The organism is Bradyrhizobium sp. Leo78, assembly GCF_059512425.1.
The window spans coordinates 23854-41531 of the sequence record NZ_JCAMOT010000020.1; the positions used below are offsets into that span (position 1 = coordinate 23854).

Consider the following 17678-nt stretch of genomic DNA (forward strand, 5'->3'; position numbering starts at 1 on the left):
CGGACCACCCAACATGGCTATGGCGGGAACCCAAGCTGCTCTCTCCGCTTAATAGACGGCCGCTGAATCACCCGGGCGGACCTGTGAGGGAAGCCCCGTGATCGACGACCTCTGGTACAAGAACGGCGTTATCTACTGTCTTTCCGTCGACACCTATATGGATGCCAATGGCGATGGTGTCGGCGATTTCAAGGGGCTGTTGCGCCGGCTGGATTATCTCCACGGGCTCGGCGTCACCGCGATCTGGCTGATGCCGTTCCAGCCCTCGCCGGGCCGCGACGGCGGCTACGACATATCGAACTATTACGGCGTCGATCCGCGCTATGGCACGCTCGGAGACTTCGTCGAATTCACCCACGGCTGCAAGCAGCGCGGCATCCGTGTCATCATCGACCTTGTCGTCAACCACACGTCCGACCAGCATCCCTGGTTTCGCGAGGCGCGCAAGAACAAAGAATCCCAGTATCGCGACTGGTATGTCTGGTCCGACAAGAAGCCGGCCAATGCCGACACTGGCATGGTGTTTCCCGGCGTGCAGAAGTCGACCTGGAGCAGGGACAAGGAATCTGGCGCCTGGTACTTCCATCGCTTCTACGATTTTCAGCCGGACCTCAACACATCGAATCCGCATGTGCAGGCGGAGATCCTCAAGATCATGGGGTTCTGGATTCAGCTTGGCGTCTCCGGCTTCCGCATGGATGCGGTGCCCTTCGTGATTGCGACCAAGGGACCAAACGTCAAGAAGCCGGTCGAGCAATACGACATGCTGCGCGCCTTTCGCGAATTCCTGCAATGGCGCGAGGGCGACGCCATCATTCTGGCCGAAGCCAATGTGCTGCCGAAAACCGACATGGAGTATTTCGGCAGCGATGGCGACCGCATGCACATGATGTTCAATTTCCAGGTCAACCAGCATCTGTTCTATGCACTCGCCTCCGCCGACTCGCGTCCGCTCGCAAAAGCGCTCGAGGCGACAAAGCCGCGACCGGCGACGGCGCAGTGGGGCCTGTTCCTGCGCAACCATGACGAACTCGATCTCGGCCGCCTGACCGACGCGCAGCGCAAGATCGTGTTCAAGGCATTCGGTCCCGACAAGGAGATGCAGCTCTACGATCGCGGCATCCGCCGCCGCCTCGCGCCGATGCTGGGCGGCGACCGGCGCCGGCTCGAACTGGCCTACAGCCTGATGTGCACGCTGCCGGGCACGCCGGTCATCCGTTATGGTGACGAGATCGCGATGGGTGACAATCTCGATCTGCCCGAGCGCGGCTGTGCGCGCACGCCGATGCAATGGTCGACGGAGCCGCATGCCGGATTCACGAAGGGCGACAGGCCGACGGCGCCCGTCATCGATACCGGCCCTTACGGTTATGAGCACGTCAACGTCGCCAAGCAGCGCCGCGATCCCAATTCAATGCTGAACTGGACCGAGCGCATCATCCGCATGCGCAAGGAAGTGCCGGAGGTCGGCTGGGGCGACTTCAGCATCATCGACACGCATGATCCAGCCGTATTCGCGATCCGCTACGACTGGCGCAACAATTCGGTGCTGTTCGTCCATAACCTCGATGACAGACCGTGCGAGGTGGCCTTTCGGGCCGGGCTTCCCGGTGACACCGGCAAGCTCCTGATCAACCTTCTCACGGAAGACCACAGCCGCGCCAATGGCCGTGGTCAGCACCGGCTATTGCTCGAGGCCTATGGCTACCGCTGGTACAGGGTCGGCGGGCTCGATTATCTGTTGAAACGCAGCGATATCGATCAGGCCGACAAAGGCGGTCACCCGGCCTGATCATCGATGTCGGCCGATTCGCCCTGCTCCAGCTCTGGCTGGTGGAGGTCGGCGGCATCGCGATCTCGGTGCCCCGGTGGCGCGATGATGACGCCTTCATTGCCGCGCAGCTCGAGCACGCTTTCGATCGTCTCTCCCTTGCGGTCGAGGAAGGTCGACAGCAGGATTTCGCTGCCGAAAGCGATCGCGCTCGAGGTGACCGCGGCCGGCTCGGCCCCCAGGTTCAGCGCCACGATCAGCGCGCCGTCCTCGCCACGCCGGCGATAGAGCAGGATGTCGCCTTGCGCGGCGACCCGTTCATAGCTGCCGGTCACGAGCTGTGGCCATTGCCGACGAAGCGCGATCAGCGCCTTGTACAGGTTGAGGATCGACGTCCTGTCGGCACCGAGACTGGCGACGTTTTCGCGCAGCGCATCATGGGCGAGCGGCAGCCAGGGCTTTGCGGTCGAGAAGCCGGCATTGGGCTCGGCGTCCCATTGCATCGGCGTGCGGCAGCCGTCGCGGCCGACGCCGATACCCGGCACGTTCCTTTCGAAGGGATCGCGCACTTCATTGGGCGCGATCGGAACCTGGCGCATGCCGATCTCGTCACCGTAATAGAGCGTCGGCGTGCCGCGCAGCGTCAGCAGCAGCATGGCGGCGACGCGCGCCTGCTCAGGCCCGACCCGGCTCGCGACCCGCGGCCGGTCGTGATTGCCGAGCACCCAGTTCGGCCATGCGCCCTGTGGCAGCGCCTTCTCATAATCCTCGATGATCCGCTCGATCGAGCGCGCGCTCCACAAGGTCGACAGCAGCGCGAAGTTGAACGGCATCTGCGCGCCGGTGAGATCGTTGCCGTAATAGGCGACGAGGCGATGCAGCGGCAGATAGATCTCGCCGATCAAGACCCGGGCCTCGAATTCCTCGGTGACGCGCCGCATCTCGGCGATCACCTCGTGCACCTCCGCCTGGTCGGTGGAATATTGCGTCAGAAACTTCTCATGCGGCGGCCGGCCCTCGTGATAATGCGGATTGGGCGGGTTGTCGCGAAACTTGGCGTCCTTGATCAGATGCCAGATGACATCGACGCGAAAGCCGTCGACGCCCTTGCCGAGCCAGAACCGCATCACGTCATAGATCGCCGCCCGGACCTCCGGATTGCGCCAGTTCAGGTCCGGCTGCTGGGCCAGGAAGGCGTGGTAGTAATATTGCCCGCTCTCGCTGTCATATTCCCAGGCGCTGCCGCCGAATTCCGACAGCCAATTGTTCGGCGGTCCGCCGCCCGGCTTCGGATCGCGCCAGATGTACCAGTTGCGCTTGGGGTTATCGCGCGAGCTTCGCGATTCGATGAACCAGGGATGCTGGTCCGAGGTATGGTTCGGCACCAGATCGAGGATCAACTTCAGCCCCGCGTCGTGGGCTGCGGCGACCAGCGCGTCGAAATCCTCCATCGCGCCGAACTGCGGATCGATGCCGGTGTAGTCGGAAATGTCGTAGCCGAAATCGACCATCGGCGACGGATAGATCGGCGACAGCCAGAACGCATCGACGCCAAGTTCTCTCAAGTACGGCAATCGCCGCAAAATTCCCTTGAGATCGCCGACGCCGTCGCCGTTGGAATCCTGAAACGAGCGCGGATACACCTGATAGAAGACGCCGCGCCGCCACCAATCTTTTTCAATATCGCCCAAATCACTCATATCGTCACGTCACCCTTCAATTCAGGCTTGAACGTGGCAAGGCGCTAACGCGTGGCGCGTTTGCGTGAAAATTTCGATGCATAACGTATCAATGATTCGTATCGAAGCGAGCCGCGAGCTCCGCTTCACCTCGCCCCGCTTGCGGGGAGAGGAACATCACACGTGGCGGCCGGTCGCGAGCTGGTAGATGGTGATCAACACCTCGAACAGGATCAGCAAGACGATGATCAGCTCGAGCCGCAGCGAGCGGCGGGTATCGATGATGTCGGTCAGGACCTGCGCGGTCTCGGCGATGACCGCGAGCTTGCGGTTGAGCGATTCGGTGCGCTCCTTCAGTTCGTATTCGTCCTCGAGCCGGGCATAGAGCCGCTCGAGCTGCGGCTTGTCCCAGAGGATATCGGGCTTCTCGGACACTTCGACCGGCCCCGAGACGCGATGACGGACCGACAAGGCATTGCCGATGTGCTTCAGGATCGCGCTGCGGCTGCGATGGATCTGCCCGCTCTTGGCGAGCTCGCGCGCGAACGGCTCGGTCGTGTCGAATACCGCGGCGACCTCGCGCTCATGGCGCGCCAGCACGACGCTCTTCGCCAGCGCCTCACCGACCAGGATCAGCCGCTCCGGCGACAGGCTCTGCAGACAGATCGGACCGCCCGGCGGAATTTGATCGTCCTTCTCGGAGGCGAGCTCGATGGTGGCGCTCTCCTCCTCGCGCCGCGCAAACGGCGCGACCAGGCGCGACTGCAGCCCGCGCAGGAACTCCTCCTCCTCCAGCGCATTCAGGCCGATCAGGACCACGACACCGTAACGGAACAGGATCGCGACGCCGTTGTCATTGACGCGGAACGCCAATGGCGTCGTCGCCAGTACATCGCTGCGCTCGAGCCCCGACGTGTTCAGGCGCTCGGCCACAAAGAAGGCGCGGGCCGTGGTGCGCGCGCCTCCGAGCGGCGACCGCGAAACCTGGCTCACGGGATGTTCCGTCACGGTGGATGCCATTCCTCTTTCACACTACATGTTCAAGAACTGTGCAATCCTATCACAGACCGGCCAATGGGCGCAGGATGTTCCGGACCCTTGTTGACGGGGTCCAAGGGAAGAATAAGGTGCCGCCATGGATGACAAAACCGAAACAAAACCGAAGGCCGGCGCCATCATCGTGCCGGTGACGCTGTTCGAGCAGAACTGCACCATCCTCTGGCACGAGCCGAGCAAGAAGGCGGTCGTGATCGATCCTGGCGGCGACGTCCCGAAGATCCAGGAGGCGATCAAACAGACCGGCGTCAGCGTCGAGAAGATCTGGATCACCCATGGCCATATCGACCATGTCGGCGGCGCCGCCGAACTGCGCGATGCGCTGAAGGTGCCGATCGAGGGCCCGCATATCGCGGACAAATATCTGCTCGACAATGTCGTTGCGAGCGGCGCGCGTTTCGGCATGAGCGGCGTGCGCGACTTCGCGCCGGACCGCTGGCTCGAGGAGGGAGAGCAGGTCACGATCGGCGAACTCACCTTCGAGATCCTGCATTGCCCCGGCCATTCGCCGGGCAGCGTCGTGTTCTTCAACCGCGAATTGCGCTTCGCCCATGTCGGCGACGTCCTGTTCAACGGCTCGGTCGGCCGCACCGACCTGCCCGGCGGCAGCCACGAGACGCTGATCAGGTCGATCAAGGAGAAGCTGCTGCCGCTCGGTGACGATGTCGGCTTCATCTGCGGCCACGGCGCCGGCTCCAGCATCGGCCAGGAACGGATGACGAACCCGTTCATCACCGGCGAGCTGTGAGCGACGCCGCGGCTAGAGCATGATCCGGAAAAGTGTGAAGCGGTTTTCCCTCGCGACAAACGCGAAGCGTTTGCGCGGAGATCATGCTCAAACAATAAGCTAAAGCGCGATGATGATTCATCCTCATCTCATCGCGCTTTAGTAACCGCGGCGCCAGAATTACTTCATCAAACCAGCGGCTGTCAGTGCCCGGGTGATCACATCGCTGATCTCGCGGGCGCGGCCGCGGAGGTTGCGTGACGGCACAGCCTGACGCGAGGGAGCGGCGCGCGGCAAGGGCATCGGCTGCTTTGCCGTTTCCTTTGCGACCGGCAGCGCCACAGGCTTGACCGCCGGCTTGTCGGCTTCTTTCGGAGCCGGCGCGGGTCGGCGAGCCTGTTCGGTCAAGCCGAAGAAATTCGCGATGTGGTAGGACGACGAAATCCCGGCCTCGATCAGGAAGGCGCCGGCCTCGCCATAGCGTTCGTCATTGGCAGCGGGGCCAAGCGGCGTGCCGTGAGCCATACCGGTGATGGTGTAGGATTCGACGACCGTCTCGCCGTTCGAATCCCACCACACATCGCGCGGATAACCGTCGACCATCGTCGTCGCCATCGGCGTCTCGGGCAGGCCGTGCACGTCGAGCCATTGCCGGACGATCGCGTCCGCATTGCCGGGATTGACGGTGCGATCGGCACTGCCGTGCCAGACGGAAACCTTCGGCCACGGACCGTGGTGCTTCCACGCGCCGCGCACCAGATCGCCCAATTCAGTGGCGGTGCGCGACGACGCCTGCATCATGCCATTGAGGGCTTGGCGCAGGTTGGTGGCGATGCCGAACGGCAGGCCGGCAACGATCGCGCCGGCGGCGAACACATCCGGATAGGCCGCGAGCATCACCGATGTCATGGCGCCGCCGGCGGAGAGTCCGGTGATGTAGATGCGACGCGGATCGAGCTTGTGGTCGACCACCATGCGCGCGATCATCTGACGGATCGAGCCAGCCTCGCCCTTGCCGCGCTTGATGTCCGCCGGATTGAACCAGTTGAAGCAGGTGTTGGCGTTGTTCGCGACCTGTTGCTCCGGAAGCAGCAGCGCAAAGCCATAGTGACGCGCAAGCGTCGACCAGCCCGCGCCGAGATCGTAACCGGCCGCGGTCTGGCCGCAGCCGTGCAGCACGACCACCAGCGCGGCACCGCGCGGCAGCTCTTCCGGCACGAACGAATACATCTTCAGCGCGCCGGGATTCGATCCGAAATCGGCGGTCTCGACCAGCGGACTGTCGACCGCAGGTGCAAGGCTTCGCCCGTAGACGGCGGCAAGCCCATTGAATCCGCTCAGCCGGGGCAGATGGCTTAGGAACTCGATGTTCTTGGCAAGTGACAACAGCAACTCCTGAGGTGATTTCGTCCAGCCTCGGCCAAATCACATAGTTGCTGCAGCGCAAAATAAAAAGTCCGTATACTGTCATTTCCCGCGAAATCGTGAGGCGGCCGGTAAATTCGTGATCGCAAGATTAATTTGTGATCATGGTGCGCGCCGCATCCATGACAGGAATGCGGCGCAAATGATGATCGACAGCCCAAACAAGGCGCATGCCGCATGCAGCGCCAGCTCCGCTGAGCCTGCTACTTCGATCGCAAAGAACACGGCGCCAATTGCGGCCACGCCGGCCGCATTTCCGATCTGCGCCGTGGTGCCGTAGATGCCGGAACCCGCGCCCGCGCTCGCGGGTTTCACCGTCGAGAGCACCGCACTCGAGAGCGGCGCCATCACCAATCCTTGCCCGTAGCCGAAGATCATCAGCACCAGCGCAATCGACGGTGCGGAAGGCGCCTCAACCAGCGCCGCTGTCACGGCAATCGCGGCAAGGCCCACAATCTGCAGCGCGCAGCCCTCGATCAGCACCAGCGTGCCGCGATGCCTGGCCCGTGCGCCGCTATGGCGCGAGGCGACCACGAAGGTGAGCGCGGCCGGCATGAAGACCAATCCGGCCTGAAGCGGCGGAATATGCAGCGCGTTCTGCATGAACATGGTCATGATCAGATAGAATGAGAGATTGGCGAAGAAGAAAAAGAACACGGCAACCAGTCCGCGCATGAAGGCTGCGTCAGTCAGCAGCGCCAGATCGATCAGCGGCATGCCGCCGCCGCGCGCGATCACGCGTTCGAGCCGGACGAATGCGGCGATGATCACAGCGCCGCCCGCCATCACCAGCCACACCCAGGGCGACCAGTGCAGGTCATGCCCGAACAACAGCGGTCCGATCAGGCACAGCAATCCCGCAAACAGCACCACCGCTCCGGGAATGTCGAGCCTCGTGCCGGCGCGATGCGGCACCGTCGGCATGATCCTGAGGGCCGCGGCAATGATGACGATGCCGAAGGGCACGTTGACGAAGAACACCGCGCGCCAGCCAAGCCCGGCGAGATCGAGCGTCACCAGCACGCCGCCGAGCAGGAAGCCGGCGGCGCCGGAGAGGCCCAGCACGATGCCGTAGATGCCGAAGGCACGGGCGCGCGCGGAATCCGCAAACAGCAGATGCAGCGTCGCCAGCACCTGCGGCACCATCAGCGCCGCGGTCGCGCCCTGCGCCAGCCGCGCGACGATCAGCTCAGGTCCGGATTGCGCAAGGCCGCACCACAGTGACGCCAAGCTGAAACCCGCAACGCCGGCGACGAACACGTTCCTGGTGCCGTAGATGTCGCCGAGCCGGCCGCCGGTGACCACCAGCGTCGCATAGGCGATCAGGTAGATCGCAATCACGGCTTCGATCTCGGCCGCGCTCGCATGCAGCTCCGCCGCGATGGTCGGGATCGCGACATTGACGATGAAGGCATCGACGCCGAACATGAATTGCGCCGCGACCACGGTCGCCAACACCCACCAGCGCCGCGAGGAATCCACTGACATAGGCTCACTGACATAGGTGACGATCTGGTGCATGGCAGGGCGTTCCGTTCAAAATCTGTTGTGCGTGCAAGCTACAGATTCGGCACATTCCGGCGATTACCTCCGAGGTAAGCTTCGCACCAGGAATCGTGGGGTGGGCAAAGCGAAGCGTGCCCACCATTGCGGGCGGAATGCTTGATGGTGGGCACGTCGCTGCGCTCCTTTGCCCATCCTACGATCGCGTGCCCAAAATTCCGAGCGGCGGCATACCGCGCCGCCTGCTCAACAACCATGCATGGCGCGCGGGCTCGGAGCATTGCGTCGGACCTGCCCTGCCCGTAGGGTTGGCGCAACCAACGACAACAATAATCCTGGAGAGAACACCCAATGACACGCCTGAAATTCGGAGCCTTTCTCGCCCCGCATCACCCGATCGGCGAACATCCGCTGCTGCAATTCCGCCGCGACCTCGATTTCGTCCGGCAGCTCGACGAGCTCGGCTATGACGAGTTCTGGTGCGGCGAGCATCACTCCTCGGGCTGGGAGATGATCGCTTCGCCGGAGATGTTTCTGGCCGCCGCCGGCGAGCGCACCAAGCGGATCAAGCTCGGCACCGGCGTGATCTCGCTGCCCTATCACCATCCCTTCAACGTCGCCCAGCGCATGGTGCAGCTCGACCACATGACCGGCGGCCGCGCCATTTTCGGCTCCGGCCCGGGCGCGCTCGCTTCCGACGCGCACACGCTCGGCATCGACCCGATGACTCAGCGCGACCGCCAGGACGAGGCGATCGCAATCATCCGCCGCCTGTTCAACGGCGAGCGCGTCACCGCAAAGAGCGACTGGTTCGTGATGAACGATGCCGCGCTGCAGATCCTGCCCCTGCAGGAAGACATGCCGTTCGTGGTGGCCTCGCAGATCTCACCCTCCGGCATGACGCTCGCCGGCAAATACGGCATCGGCATCATCTCGCTCGGCTCGATGTCGACCCAGGGCCTGATGGCGCTGCCGCAGCAATGGCAATTCGCCGAGGACGCCGCCAAGAAGGCCGGCACCACCGTGAGCCGGTCGAACTGGCGGGTGCTGCTGTCCTGGCACATCGCCGAGACCCGCGAGCAGGCGCGGCGCGAGGCCGGCGCCGGGCTGATGCGCTGGCACAACGAATATAATGTCGGCACTTTGATGCGGCCCGGGCTGACCGCATTCTCCTCACCGGACGAGGCCGTCGACAAGACTGCTTTCGTCGAGGGTGCGGCCTCCACCATCGGCACGCCTGACGATCTCGTGAAGATGATCAAGAACCTGGTGCAGGTCTCCGGCGGCGTCGGCACCATCGTCGGCTTCGCCCATGACTGGGCAAATCCGGAAAACACAAGGCGAAGCTGGGACATGGTGGCGCGCTATGTGATCCCCGAGATCAACGGCTTTATCGAGCCCTTGCGCAAGTCGCAGAAATTCGTGATCGAGAACCGCGCGATCTTCGAACGCGCCGGCCAGGCCGTGATGGCCAAGATCATGGAGAACGACAAAGCTGCCGCGGCCTTGTCCAAGACCGGCCCCGGCCGCGTCGCGATCCCCGCCGTCAACGCCCCTGATCTGCAGGAAGCCGCGAAACGCAAGGCGTGAGGGTTCGGTCCACCTCTCCCGCTCGCGGGAGAGGTCGCTGCGCCAAAGGCTGAGCGGGCGAGGGCTTTCTCCACTCAAAGAATGTCAATCGCGGAGACACCCTCACCCCGACCCTCTCCCGCAAGCGGGAGAGGGAGCGCAACCGCCTGCGCTATTGATCCAACGACACTCCCGCTCCATCATTACTGACACACAGTCATGGTGAAGCAATGCCCTTCGACGGCCGCCTGTTGGCGGGAATCAGCGTGCTGGCGGCGGTGGTGCAGACCAAAAGCTTTGCCCGCGCCGCCGATACACGCTCGGCATCACCGCCTCCGGCGTCAGCCGGGCGGTTGCGCGACTCGAAGCGCGCGTCGGCGTGCGGCTGTTCGACCGCACCACGCGCTCGGTGGCGCTGACCGACGAAGGCCGCCGCTTCTATGAACAAGTGGCGCCGCTGCTGGCCGGGATCGAGGACGCCGCGAGCACCGCGTCGGGATCATCAGGCGTGGTCCGCGGCCGGCTGCGCGTCGACATCGATCCCTATTTCTCGCGCATGATCCTCTCTGGCCATATCGGCGGCTTCCTGCGCCAGCATCCGGAGCTGACGCTGGAATTGATCACGCGCGAACATGTCGGCGATCTCGTCGCCGATGGCATCGACGTTGCGATGCGCTTCGGCGAACCTCCCGCCGGCCCGCTGATCGCGCGCAAATTGCTGGAGACCCGCGTGCTGACCGTCGCCTCGCCCGGCTACCTCAGGAAGCACGGCCGTCCCAAGCATCCTGGCGAACTGCAGCATCATCCCTGCATCCAGTTCATCGACCCGCTGTCCGGACAGCTCTTCGAATGGGAATTTCATGCGGGCAAGAAAGTTCTGCCGGTGAAGACCTCGAGTGCGTTGGTGCTGACCGACGTCGGCACCATGATCAACGAATGCATCGCCGGCACAGGGATCGCACAACTGCTGGCCATCGGCGTGCAGCCGCTCTTGGACTCGGGCCGGCTGATCGAATTGTTTCCGGACTGGCCGGGCGAGACCTTCCCGCTCTACGCGCTGCATCCCTCGCGACACCACCCGCCGGCGAAAGTCCGCGCCTTCATCGACTTCGCGCTCAAGGCGGCACAGGGCGCAGCCCGTTCGCATGCGAAGTAATTGATGACCATCGATCACCAGTCACATGACATATCCGCACTGGGATCATCAGTACCTGAGTGAGAGAGTCCATCCAGCAGATCAAACGATCTCGGAAAGGATCGCTCTCAATGGCAACCAGGAAAACCGCTCTCATCATCGGCGCCTCGCGCGGGCTTGGTCTTGCGCTCGCCGAGGAATATTGCGGCCGCGACTACCAGGTGACCGCCACCGTGCGTACCCCGTCGAAAGCGCTGGATGATCTTGCCGCGCGCTTTCCTGTAAGCCTCGAGATCGAGACTGTCGACACCACCGAGCCGGCCTCCGTCAAGGCGCTGAAGCAGCGCCTCGGGAATCGCATCATCGACACCTTGCTGGTCAATGCCGGCATTTGCCTCGCGCGCGAGAACACGCCGATCGATGCTGATGTCAACGACTTCGTCGCGATGATGGTGACCAACGCACTGTCGCCGATGCGCGTGGTCGAAACCTTCGAGGACCAGGTGCCGCCGCGTGGCATCATTGCGGTGATGTCATCCGAGCTCGGCAGCATCGCCGCCAATCGTGGTTTCTGGGAGCTCTACAGCGCAAGCAAGGCCGCGCTCAACATGCTGATGAAATGCTTCAGCCAGCGGCATCCCGGTGACCCGCGAGCGATGCTCTTGATCGCGCCGGGATGGGTGCGGACCGAAATGGGTGGCAGCGAAGCAATACTCTCGATCGAGGAGAGCATCCCGGCTGTCGTGACCGCAGTTGAGGCCCGCGCCGGCAAACCCGGCCTGAAGTTCATGAGCCGGCACGGCGACAGCCTACCCTGGTAGCCGATTTCTACCCGTAGCCGGGTAAAGCCAACGGGTCGCGCGAACGCGCGCCCGATGACAGGCTCCGCGTTACCCGGGTAACCGTGCCGCCGCATAACAACCATCCCAGGTTGCGCTTCGCTTCACCCGGGCTACGGGTCGCACAATCGGCGGCGATCATATCAGGCCAAAGGAGAGAGACATGTACGCGCTCATGGGAGTCACGGGAAAAGTCGGCGGCGCCACAGCCCGCCCGCTGCTCGCGGAGGGCAAGCGGCCGCGCGTCATCGTGCGGGATCGCGCCAAGGGCGAGAGCTGGGCCGCACAGGGATGCGAGATCGCGATAGCCGATCTCGGCGATGCCGATGCGCTGGGCCGCGCCTTCGAGGGCGCGGAAGCCGCGTTTGTGATGCTGCCGCCGCTGTTCGATCCTTCGCCTGATTGGCGCGAAGCTAAAGCGATGATCGCTACGTTGCGCGCGGCGCTGACACGCGGCGCGCCGAAACGCGTGGTGGCGCTCTCGACGATCGGCGCCGATGCCGAGCGGCCGAACCTGCTCAGCCAACTCGGCCTGCTCGAGCGCGCGCTCTCGACGATCGCCATGCCGGTGGCTTTCCTTCGCGCCGCCTGGTTCATGGAGAACGCGGCATTCGATCTCGCCTCAGCCCGGGATCGCGGCGTCATCACAAGCTATCTGCAACCGCTCGATCGCGCGGTGCCGATGATCGCCACCGCTGACATCGGCAACACCATCGCCGATCTGTTGCAGCAGCAGTGGAGCGACACCCGCATCGTCGAACTCGAGGCCGCCGAGCGCGTCAGCCCCGCGGCCATCGCAGCGGCGTTCTCAAAGGCGCTCGGCAAGCCGGTTCGGGCCGAGGCAGTGCCGCGCGACCAATGGGAAACGATCTTTCGCGAGCAGGGCATGCGCAATCCGCTGCCGAGAATGCAGATGATCGACGGCTTCAACGAGGGCTGGATCGACTTTGCGGACAAAGGCGCCAATGCCCGCAAAGGCGCGGTGTCGATCGACGCCGTGATCGCCGCTATGGTCGACGGCAATACCGCAGCGTGAGCCACCCGTCATTGCGAGCGAAGCGAAGCAATCCACGCCTCCGCTTGCGGCGCTATGGATTGCTTCGCGGTGCTCGCAATGACGGTGTGGTTGCCTTCGGTGCGACATAACAACCCGTCGGGCAAATCAGCAAAAGTCTGTCCATCCCTCTCGCGAAAAATAAATCGCTTAACCCGTCGGGCAAATCAGCACTATGACTCCGCGCGTCTCACGCGAATGAGGGGCGGGTCGCGATCGTCACGAACGTTGCGGTGAGATGCGGTGGACGCGGCTGTTGCGAAAGACGAACGCAACATCAGCGGACGGCGAAGTCGTGTGGTCCTGGCGCCCCGACGCTGGCGCTAAGTTTTTCGCGCGAACAAGTTCGCGCTTGAGATGACGGTGGCAAGAAAGCCCGGTCACCGGGGAGAGTACGAAGTAAGCCGTAACACCATCGCGCAGGGAAAGCCGGAATGCTTCGGTTGAACCTGTGGTCCTACCCCCGTGCTTTTTGCTGCACGGGACCCATGGGTGCAACCAGCACCCGGCTTTCCCTGCGCCCTCGGATGATTGAGGAGGGTGGAACGAGATGCAAAGCTCGGGCGCATCGCGCCGCGAGAACGCGACCTCACATCCTCACGCTGCTTGAAATTTGAATCATAAGTCACGACGACGCCGTAGGGTGGGCAAAGCGACTTGTGCGCCGTAGCTCGTAGAGCGAAGGCGGAAGCGTGCCCACCATCCCGAGCACGGCGCTGGATGGTGGGCACGGCGCAAGTGCGCCTTTGCCCACCCTACACCTCTGCAACCACTTACTCGCGCCACAACAACATCCTGTGGTGATGGGTCTCCGCCTTCGCGGGGACGACACCGGCGCTAGATCTATCCCCCGCCCTGATCAAACGCCTTGCGGAGGGCAACGTAGCCCTGCTGCTGCTGGGTCCAGTTGCGGCCACCGGTGATGGCGCCGTCGATGACGAGGTCGTGGCCGTTGATGAAGGAGGATTCGTCGCTGGCGAGGAATACGGCGGCGTGCGCGATGTCGTCGGGCAGGCCGGCGCGCGGGATCGGCTGCGCGGTCTTGTAGACCTCGCGCATCACGGCCGGCGTCTTCTCCGCGGCGTCAGTCGACAATCCCAACGCCTTGCCGAAGATGCCGGTCGCGATCGCGCCGGGCGAGATCGAGTTGACGCGGATGCCGGACTCGCCGAGCTCCATCGCGACGCATTTGGTCAGATGGATCACCGCGGCCTTTGCCGCGCCATAGACCACCGAGGACGAAAAGCCGGCAAGCCGTCCGGCGATGCTGCCATTGTTGATGATGCTGCCGGAGCCCTGCTTCTTCATGTGCGGCGCGACATGCTTCATGCCGAGCATGACGCTGCGCACCAGCGTCGCCATAGCGGCATCGAAACGGTCGACCTCCAATCCCTCGATGCCGCCGGTCTGCGCCGGGCCGCCGGCATTGTTGAAGAGGCAGTCGACCTTACCGAATTTTTCCAGCGTCAGCGCGATCAGCGCCTTCATCTGCTCTTCCACGGTGACGTCGGTCTGGCGGAAGATGCAGTTGGCGCCAAGCGCCTTGGCCAAGGCTTCGCCTTCGGCGACGCGCCGCCCGGCGATGACGACCTTCGCACCCTCGGCAACGAAAACCTCCGCCGTGCGCAGGCCGATGCCGCTCGTGGCGCCCGTGATCACCGCGACCTTGCCGTCCAACCGTCCCATGTCATTACCCTCTTAAGTTGTCGATCGAATTCCATGAACTGGGATATTCCTGCCACAGGCGGAACAAGGCAAGCGGACTGTTCGGTGCACAACGCCGCCGGCTGTGGCCTGCGGCCCTCTGCCGGCCACAAATCGCAGCTTACCCGTCGGTTCGGCCTTATTTTGGATTCGCTGATCACCTGAAGTGACAAAGCCATGAAGAGATTGATCGACGAGTTCAGGTGCGGCTGGCGCGGGGACGCCCCGCCGTCGCTCGCGCTCGGCATCGGCTTTGCGATCACCTGCCTGGCGCTCGCGACGGCGGTCCGCTGGGGCCTGTCCCAGCTCCGCCCCGACGTATTCTTCACGCCGTATTTTCCGGCGGTGTTCTTCGCCGGCGCGTTCGGCGGCTTGCGCATCGGAATCCTGACCGCGCTTGCAGGCGGCCTGCTCGGCCTCGCCCTCAATTTCGGCAGCACGGTCACCGATCCGACGCGGATCGCGTTGCTTTTGATGTTCTGGGTGGTCTGCGGCCTGACGATCTGGGGCGTCGAGCACTACCGCTCGATCGTCGCCGAGCAGCAGCGGATCGCCAAACGCCTGATCGGCGAGCAGGACTACCGCAAGCTCGTGTTCGACGAATTGCAGCACCGGCTGAAGAACAAGTCCTCCACCATTCACGCCGTGCTGCACCAGGCGCTGCAGGACCAGCCGCAGATCTGGAGCCGCATCGATCATCGCATCCGCGCGCTGTCGGCGACCGACGATTTGATCGCGAAGGTTGACGGCAACGGATGCGATATCCAGGACCTCCTGATCTCCGAGCTTGGTCCCTACGGCCACGTCCGGTTCAGCCTGAACGGCGATCGCCTGTTCCTGCCGGCGAAGCTGGCGGTGAGCCTGGCCTTGATCTTTCATGAACTCGCCACCAACGCCGGCAAGTATGGCGCGTTTTCCTCCGCGCGCGGCTTCCTGCAGGTATCATGGTCGGTATCCGACGATCGCCTCACCATCACCTGGGACGAGACCGAGGGCCCGGCCGTGGAGAAGATCGGCGAGCCGGGTTTCGGCACCAGGCTTTTGAAATCGGCGCTGAGGCCATTCGACGGCAAGACCGACGTCAGCTATCTCAAGACCGGTATTCACTGCACCATGCAGTGCCGAATTCCCGCGGCGTGAGCCCGCTTTTTCGCGCCGCGCCGAAGCGAAGGTGAAACGAAACACAGCCGCAAGCACTCGATGATCGGGTTGACGCTCTGTTAATGACGATTGAGGCAGCGCCTGTTGAAATCTCCTATCGACACAGATGTCGCGGTTTTTCTCAGTTCCACTTAACCAAAACTACAAGGGACTTTGCCAAGTTCGCGCGCATGCACAGTCCCACAAAGCACGACTTTCAGATGGCCACGGCGGCGGCCACGAATGAGAGCGAACTCCATTCCGAATTGCGGATTCTGCGCGATGTCGTCAGGTTGTTGCCTGCGGGCGTCACGGTCCAGGACGAGCACGGCGACTTCCTGGTCGTTAACGATGCCGCCGCGGCGCGCTTCCAATTGGCAAGCGATGCAATGGCCTCGCAACTCGACGAGCGCCGCGAGACCTGTCTCGAATTGCTACGGAACGGCCGCTCCGCCGTGCTGGAGGAAGCGGTTGCTTCCGGCGCGACCAGGCAGGTGTTCCTCACCGCGCACCGGCCGGTGCGGATCGCCGACCGCAGTCTCCTGCTGTCGACCTCCGCAGACATCACCGACCAGAAGGCGTTCGAGGATCAGCTATTCCGCTCCGCCTATTATGACGAACTGACCGGCCTGCCGACGCGCCGGGTGATCGAGCACCGCGTCAACAGCCTGTTGCGCCGTGACGATGCAGACGGCCATTTCGCGCTCGCCTTCCTCGACATCGACAATTTCAAGCACATCAACGACTATTACGGCCACGCCATCGGCGACGCGCTGCTGGTGGAGATGACCCGGCGGCTCAGCCTGTCCTTGCGCGAGACCGACATCCTGTCGCGCATCTCCGGCGACGAATTCCTGCTGCTGCTCAATCCGATCCAGACCGAGCAGGAGGTCGCCGACTACATCGAATTCATGCTGCAGCGGTTGAAGGCGCCGTTCTTCATCGACCAGTCGGAGATCTTTGCCTCCACCTCGATCGGCGTGAGCCTTTATCCCGAGCATGGCCGAAGCTACGACGAGCTGCGCCAGAACGCCGACATCGCGATGTATCGGGTCAAGCACGGCGGCAAGGGTGCCGCGGCCTTCTTCGACGCCAGCATGGAAGTCGAGGCCATGGCGCGGATGAAGATCGAGCAGTCGCTGCGGCTCGCGATCCTGGAGAAGCGCTTCTGTTGCGCCTTCCAGGCCAAGGTCGATCTCAGGACGCAGGAGGTCAGGGGCATCGAGGCGCTGGTGCGGCTGCGCGACAATGAGGGCGTGATCCAGGCGCCCGGCACTTTCGTCAACCTCGCCGTCGAGCTCGGGCTGATCGACGAACTGACCCATCTGGTGCTGGCGGAGATCGTAAGATCGATCGACCTGATCAACAACACCTTTGGTCCCGACGCTTCCATCAGCATCAACGTCGCGGCCAAGCAGGCCGCCAATCCCGAATTCATGCGCCCGTTCGCCCGCGCGCTCGAGGAGACGGGATACCCGAAGCGCTTCATGATCGAGGTGACGGAAGACGCCTTCGTCACCAAGTCGCATTTCCAGGAGGAGATCCTGCCGATACTGCGCCGGATCGGCGTCGGGATCTCGATCGATGATTTCGGCATCGGCTATTCGTCGCTGTCGGCGCTCGCCGACATCACCGCCGACGAGATCAAGATCGACCGCTCATTCATCACCGACATCCATAAGCGCCCGCGCAGCCAGGGCATCCTGCGGGCGATCGAGTCCTTGAGCGAGGCGCTCGGCATGACCGTGATCGCGGAAGGCATCGAATCCTACGAGGAACTGGCCTACCTGCAGGCCGCGACCAAGATCCGCTACGCCCAGGGTTACTATTTCTCGAGACCGATCTTCCTGGACGACCTCAAGCCGTCGATGCCGCTGACGAGCGAAGCGCGGGCCCACCTGGCGAGCCGGGCGATGGAGGAGGCGCGTCCGGCTTACACCCGGACAAGCAGGTATCGGCGCTGAGCACTGGCGTCCCTACAACCATTGCGAGGAAATACTGCGAGATCCCAATTAAGCGTTGAGTAACCGGATTTCCTAACCGCTTGTGACAATTTTCCGTTGTATCCCTGCCTCC

At 63.4% G+C, this 17678-nt stretch carries 12 protein-coding genes and 1 pseudogene; 8 read left to right on the forward strand and 5 right to left on the reverse strand.

What is annotated here, in order from left to right:
- Window positions 1-97: 97 nt before the first annotated feature.
- Window positions 98-1792, forward strand: coding sequence for an alpha-amylase family protein (locus tag AC5ZG1_RS23875; RefSeq protein ID WP_456644121.1), 1695 nt, complete (start codon window positions 98-100; stop codon window positions 1790-1792).
- Here the strand turns inward: AC5ZG1_RS23875 and AC5ZG1_RS23880 are convergent.
- Both AC5ZG1_RS23880 and AC5ZG1_RS23885 read right to left on the reverse strand, forming a co-directional pair.
- Complete coding sequence (locus AC5ZG1_RS23880; protein WP_496134237.1) at window positions 1780-3471, reverse strand: alpha-amylase family glycosyl hydrolase; 1692 nt, start codon at window positions 3469-3471, stop codon at window positions 1780-1782. The genes AC5ZG1_RS23875 and AC5ZG1_RS23880 overlap by 13 nt on opposite strands.
- Window positions 3472-3627: 156 nt before the next feature.
- Window positions 3628-4443 carry an RMD1 family protein gene (locus AC5ZG1_RS23885; RefSeq protein ID WP_456644123.1) on the reverse strand — a complete coding sequence of 272 codons (816 nt, stop codon included), beginning with the start codon at window positions 4441-4443 and terminating at the stop codon, window positions 3628-3630.
- 142 nt (window positions 4444-4585) lie between these two features.
- Here AC5ZG1_RS23885 and AC5ZG1_RS23890 point away from each other — a divergent pair, with 142 nt between their 5' ends.
- Window positions 4586-5254, forward strand: a complete 669-nt coding sequence (locus AC5ZG1_RS23890) for an MBL fold metallo-hydrolase (protein WP_130227969.1) — start codon at window positions 4586-4588, stop codon at window positions 5252-5254.
- A gap of 159 nt (window positions 5255-5413) precedes the next feature.
- Here AC5ZG1_RS23890 and AC5ZG1_RS23895 read toward each other — a convergent pair whose 3' ends face one another.
- Together AC5ZG1_RS23895 and AC5ZG1_RS23900 are read right to left on the reverse strand one after the other, a co-directional pair.
- Window positions 5414-6619, reverse strand: a complete 1206-nt coding sequence (locus tag AC5ZG1_RS23895) for an extracellular catalytic domain type 1 short-chain-length polyhydroxyalkanoate depolymerase (protein ID WP_456644124.1) — start codon at window positions 6617-6619, stop codon at window positions 5414-5416.
- A gap of 141 nt (window positions 6620-6760) precedes the next feature.
- Window positions 6761-8179 (reverse strand): MFS transporter, encoded by a 1419-nt coding sequence (locus tag AC5ZG1_RS23900; RefSeq protein ID WP_496134238.1) that lies wholly within the window; start codon window positions 8177-8179, stop codon window positions 6761-6763.
- A gap of 333 nt (window positions 8180-8512) precedes the next feature.
- Between AC5ZG1_RS23900 and AC5ZG1_RS23905 the strand changes: the two genes are divergently transcribed.
- From AC5ZG1_RS23905 to AC5ZG1_RS23920, 4 genes and pseudogenes are all read left to right on the forward strand, one after another.
- Window positions 8513-9751: an LLM class flavin-dependent oxidoreductase gene (locus AC5ZG1_RS23905; RefSeq protein WP_496134239.1), complete on the forward strand. Its 1239-nt coding sequence runs from the start codon at window positions 8513-8515 to the stop codon at window positions 9749-9751.
- 209 nt (window positions 9752-9960) lie between these two features.
- Window positions 9961-10886: pseudogene (locus AC5ZG1_RS23910) on the forward strand (LysR family transcriptional regulator).
- A 110-nt stretch (window positions 10887-10996) separates the two neighbouring features.
- Window positions 10997-11686, forward strand: a complete 690-nt coding sequence (locus AC5ZG1_RS23915; RefSeq protein WP_456644128.1) for an SDR family NAD(P)-dependent oxidoreductase — start codon at window positions 10997-10999, stop codon at window positions 11684-11686.
- A gap of 181 nt (window positions 11687-11867) precedes the next feature.
- The gene (locus tag AC5ZG1_RS23920; RefSeq protein WP_496134240.1) at window positions 11868-12740 is read left to right on the forward strand and encodes an NmrA family NAD(P)-binding protein; all 873 of its coding nucleotides are present in this window, start codon (window positions 11868-11870) and stop codon (window positions 12738-12740) included.
- 861 nt (window positions 12741-13601) lie between these two features.
- On the opposite strand, the gene AC5ZG1_RS23925 is transcribed toward AC5ZG1_RS23920, so the two are convergent.
- Window positions 13602-14444 carry an SDR family NAD(P)-dependent oxidoreductase gene (locus tag AC5ZG1_RS23925; RefSeq protein WP_028162451.1) on the reverse strand — a complete coding sequence of 281 codons (843 nt, stop codon included), beginning with the start codon at window positions 14442-14444 and terminating at the stop codon, window positions 13602-13604.
- 195 nt (window positions 14445-14639) lie between these two features.
- Here AC5ZG1_RS23925 and AC5ZG1_RS23930 point away from each other — a divergent pair, with 195 nt between their 5' ends.
- Window positions 14640-15602: a sensor histidine kinase gene (locus tag AC5ZG1_RS23930; protein WP_496134241.1), complete on the forward strand. Its 963-nt coding sequence runs from the start codon at window positions 14640-14642 to the stop codon at window positions 15600-15602.
- A gap of 221 nt (window positions 15603-15823) precedes the next feature.
- Window positions 15824-17566 (forward strand): putative bifunctional diguanylate cyclase/phosphodiesterase, encoded by a 1743-nt coding sequence (locus AC5ZG1_RS23935; protein ID WP_496134242.1) that lies wholly within the window; start codon window positions 15824-15826, stop codon window positions 17564-17566.
- Window positions 17567-17678: the final 112 nt, after the last annotated feature.

Bases quoted from the DNA above. Each gene is read 5' to 3' on its own strand.
- AC5ZG1_RS23880 (WP_496134237.1), bottom strand. From the start codon at position 3,471: ATGAGTGATTTGGGCGATATTGAAAAAGATTGGTGGCGGCGCGGCGTC.
- AC5ZG1_RS23890 (WP_130227969.1), top strand. From the start codon at position 4,586: ATGGATGACAAAACCGAAACAAAACCGAAGGCCGGCGCCATCATCGTG.
- AC5ZG1_RS23900 (WP_496134238.1), bottom strand. From the start codon at position 8,179: ATGCACCAGATCGTCACCTATGTCAGTGAGCCTATGTCAGTGGATTCC.
- AC5ZG1_RS23905 (WP_496134239.1), top strand. From the start codon at position 8,513: ATGACACGCCTGAAATTCGGAGCCTTTCTCGCCCCGCATCACCCGATC.
- AC5ZG1_RS23915 (WP_456644128.1), top strand. From the start codon at position 10,997: ATGGCAACCAGGAAAACCGCTCTCATCATCGGCGCCTCGCGCGGGCTT.
- AC5ZG1_RS23920 (WP_496134240.1), top strand. From the start codon at position 11,868: ATGTACGCGCTCATGGGAGTCACGGGAAAAGTCGGCGGCGCCACAGCC.
- AC5ZG1_RS23925 (WP_028162451.1), bottom strand. From the start codon at position 14,444: ATGGGACGGTTGGACGGCAAGGTCGCGGTGATCACGGGCGCCACGAGC.
- AC5ZG1_RS23930 (WP_496134241.1), top strand. From the start codon at position 14,640: ATGAAGAGATTGATCGACGAGTTCAGGTGCGGCTGGCGCGGGGACGCC.
- AC5ZG1_RS23935 (WP_496134242.1), top strand. From the start codon at position 15,824: ATGGCCACGGCGGCGGCCACGAATGAGAGCGAACTCCATTCCGAATTG.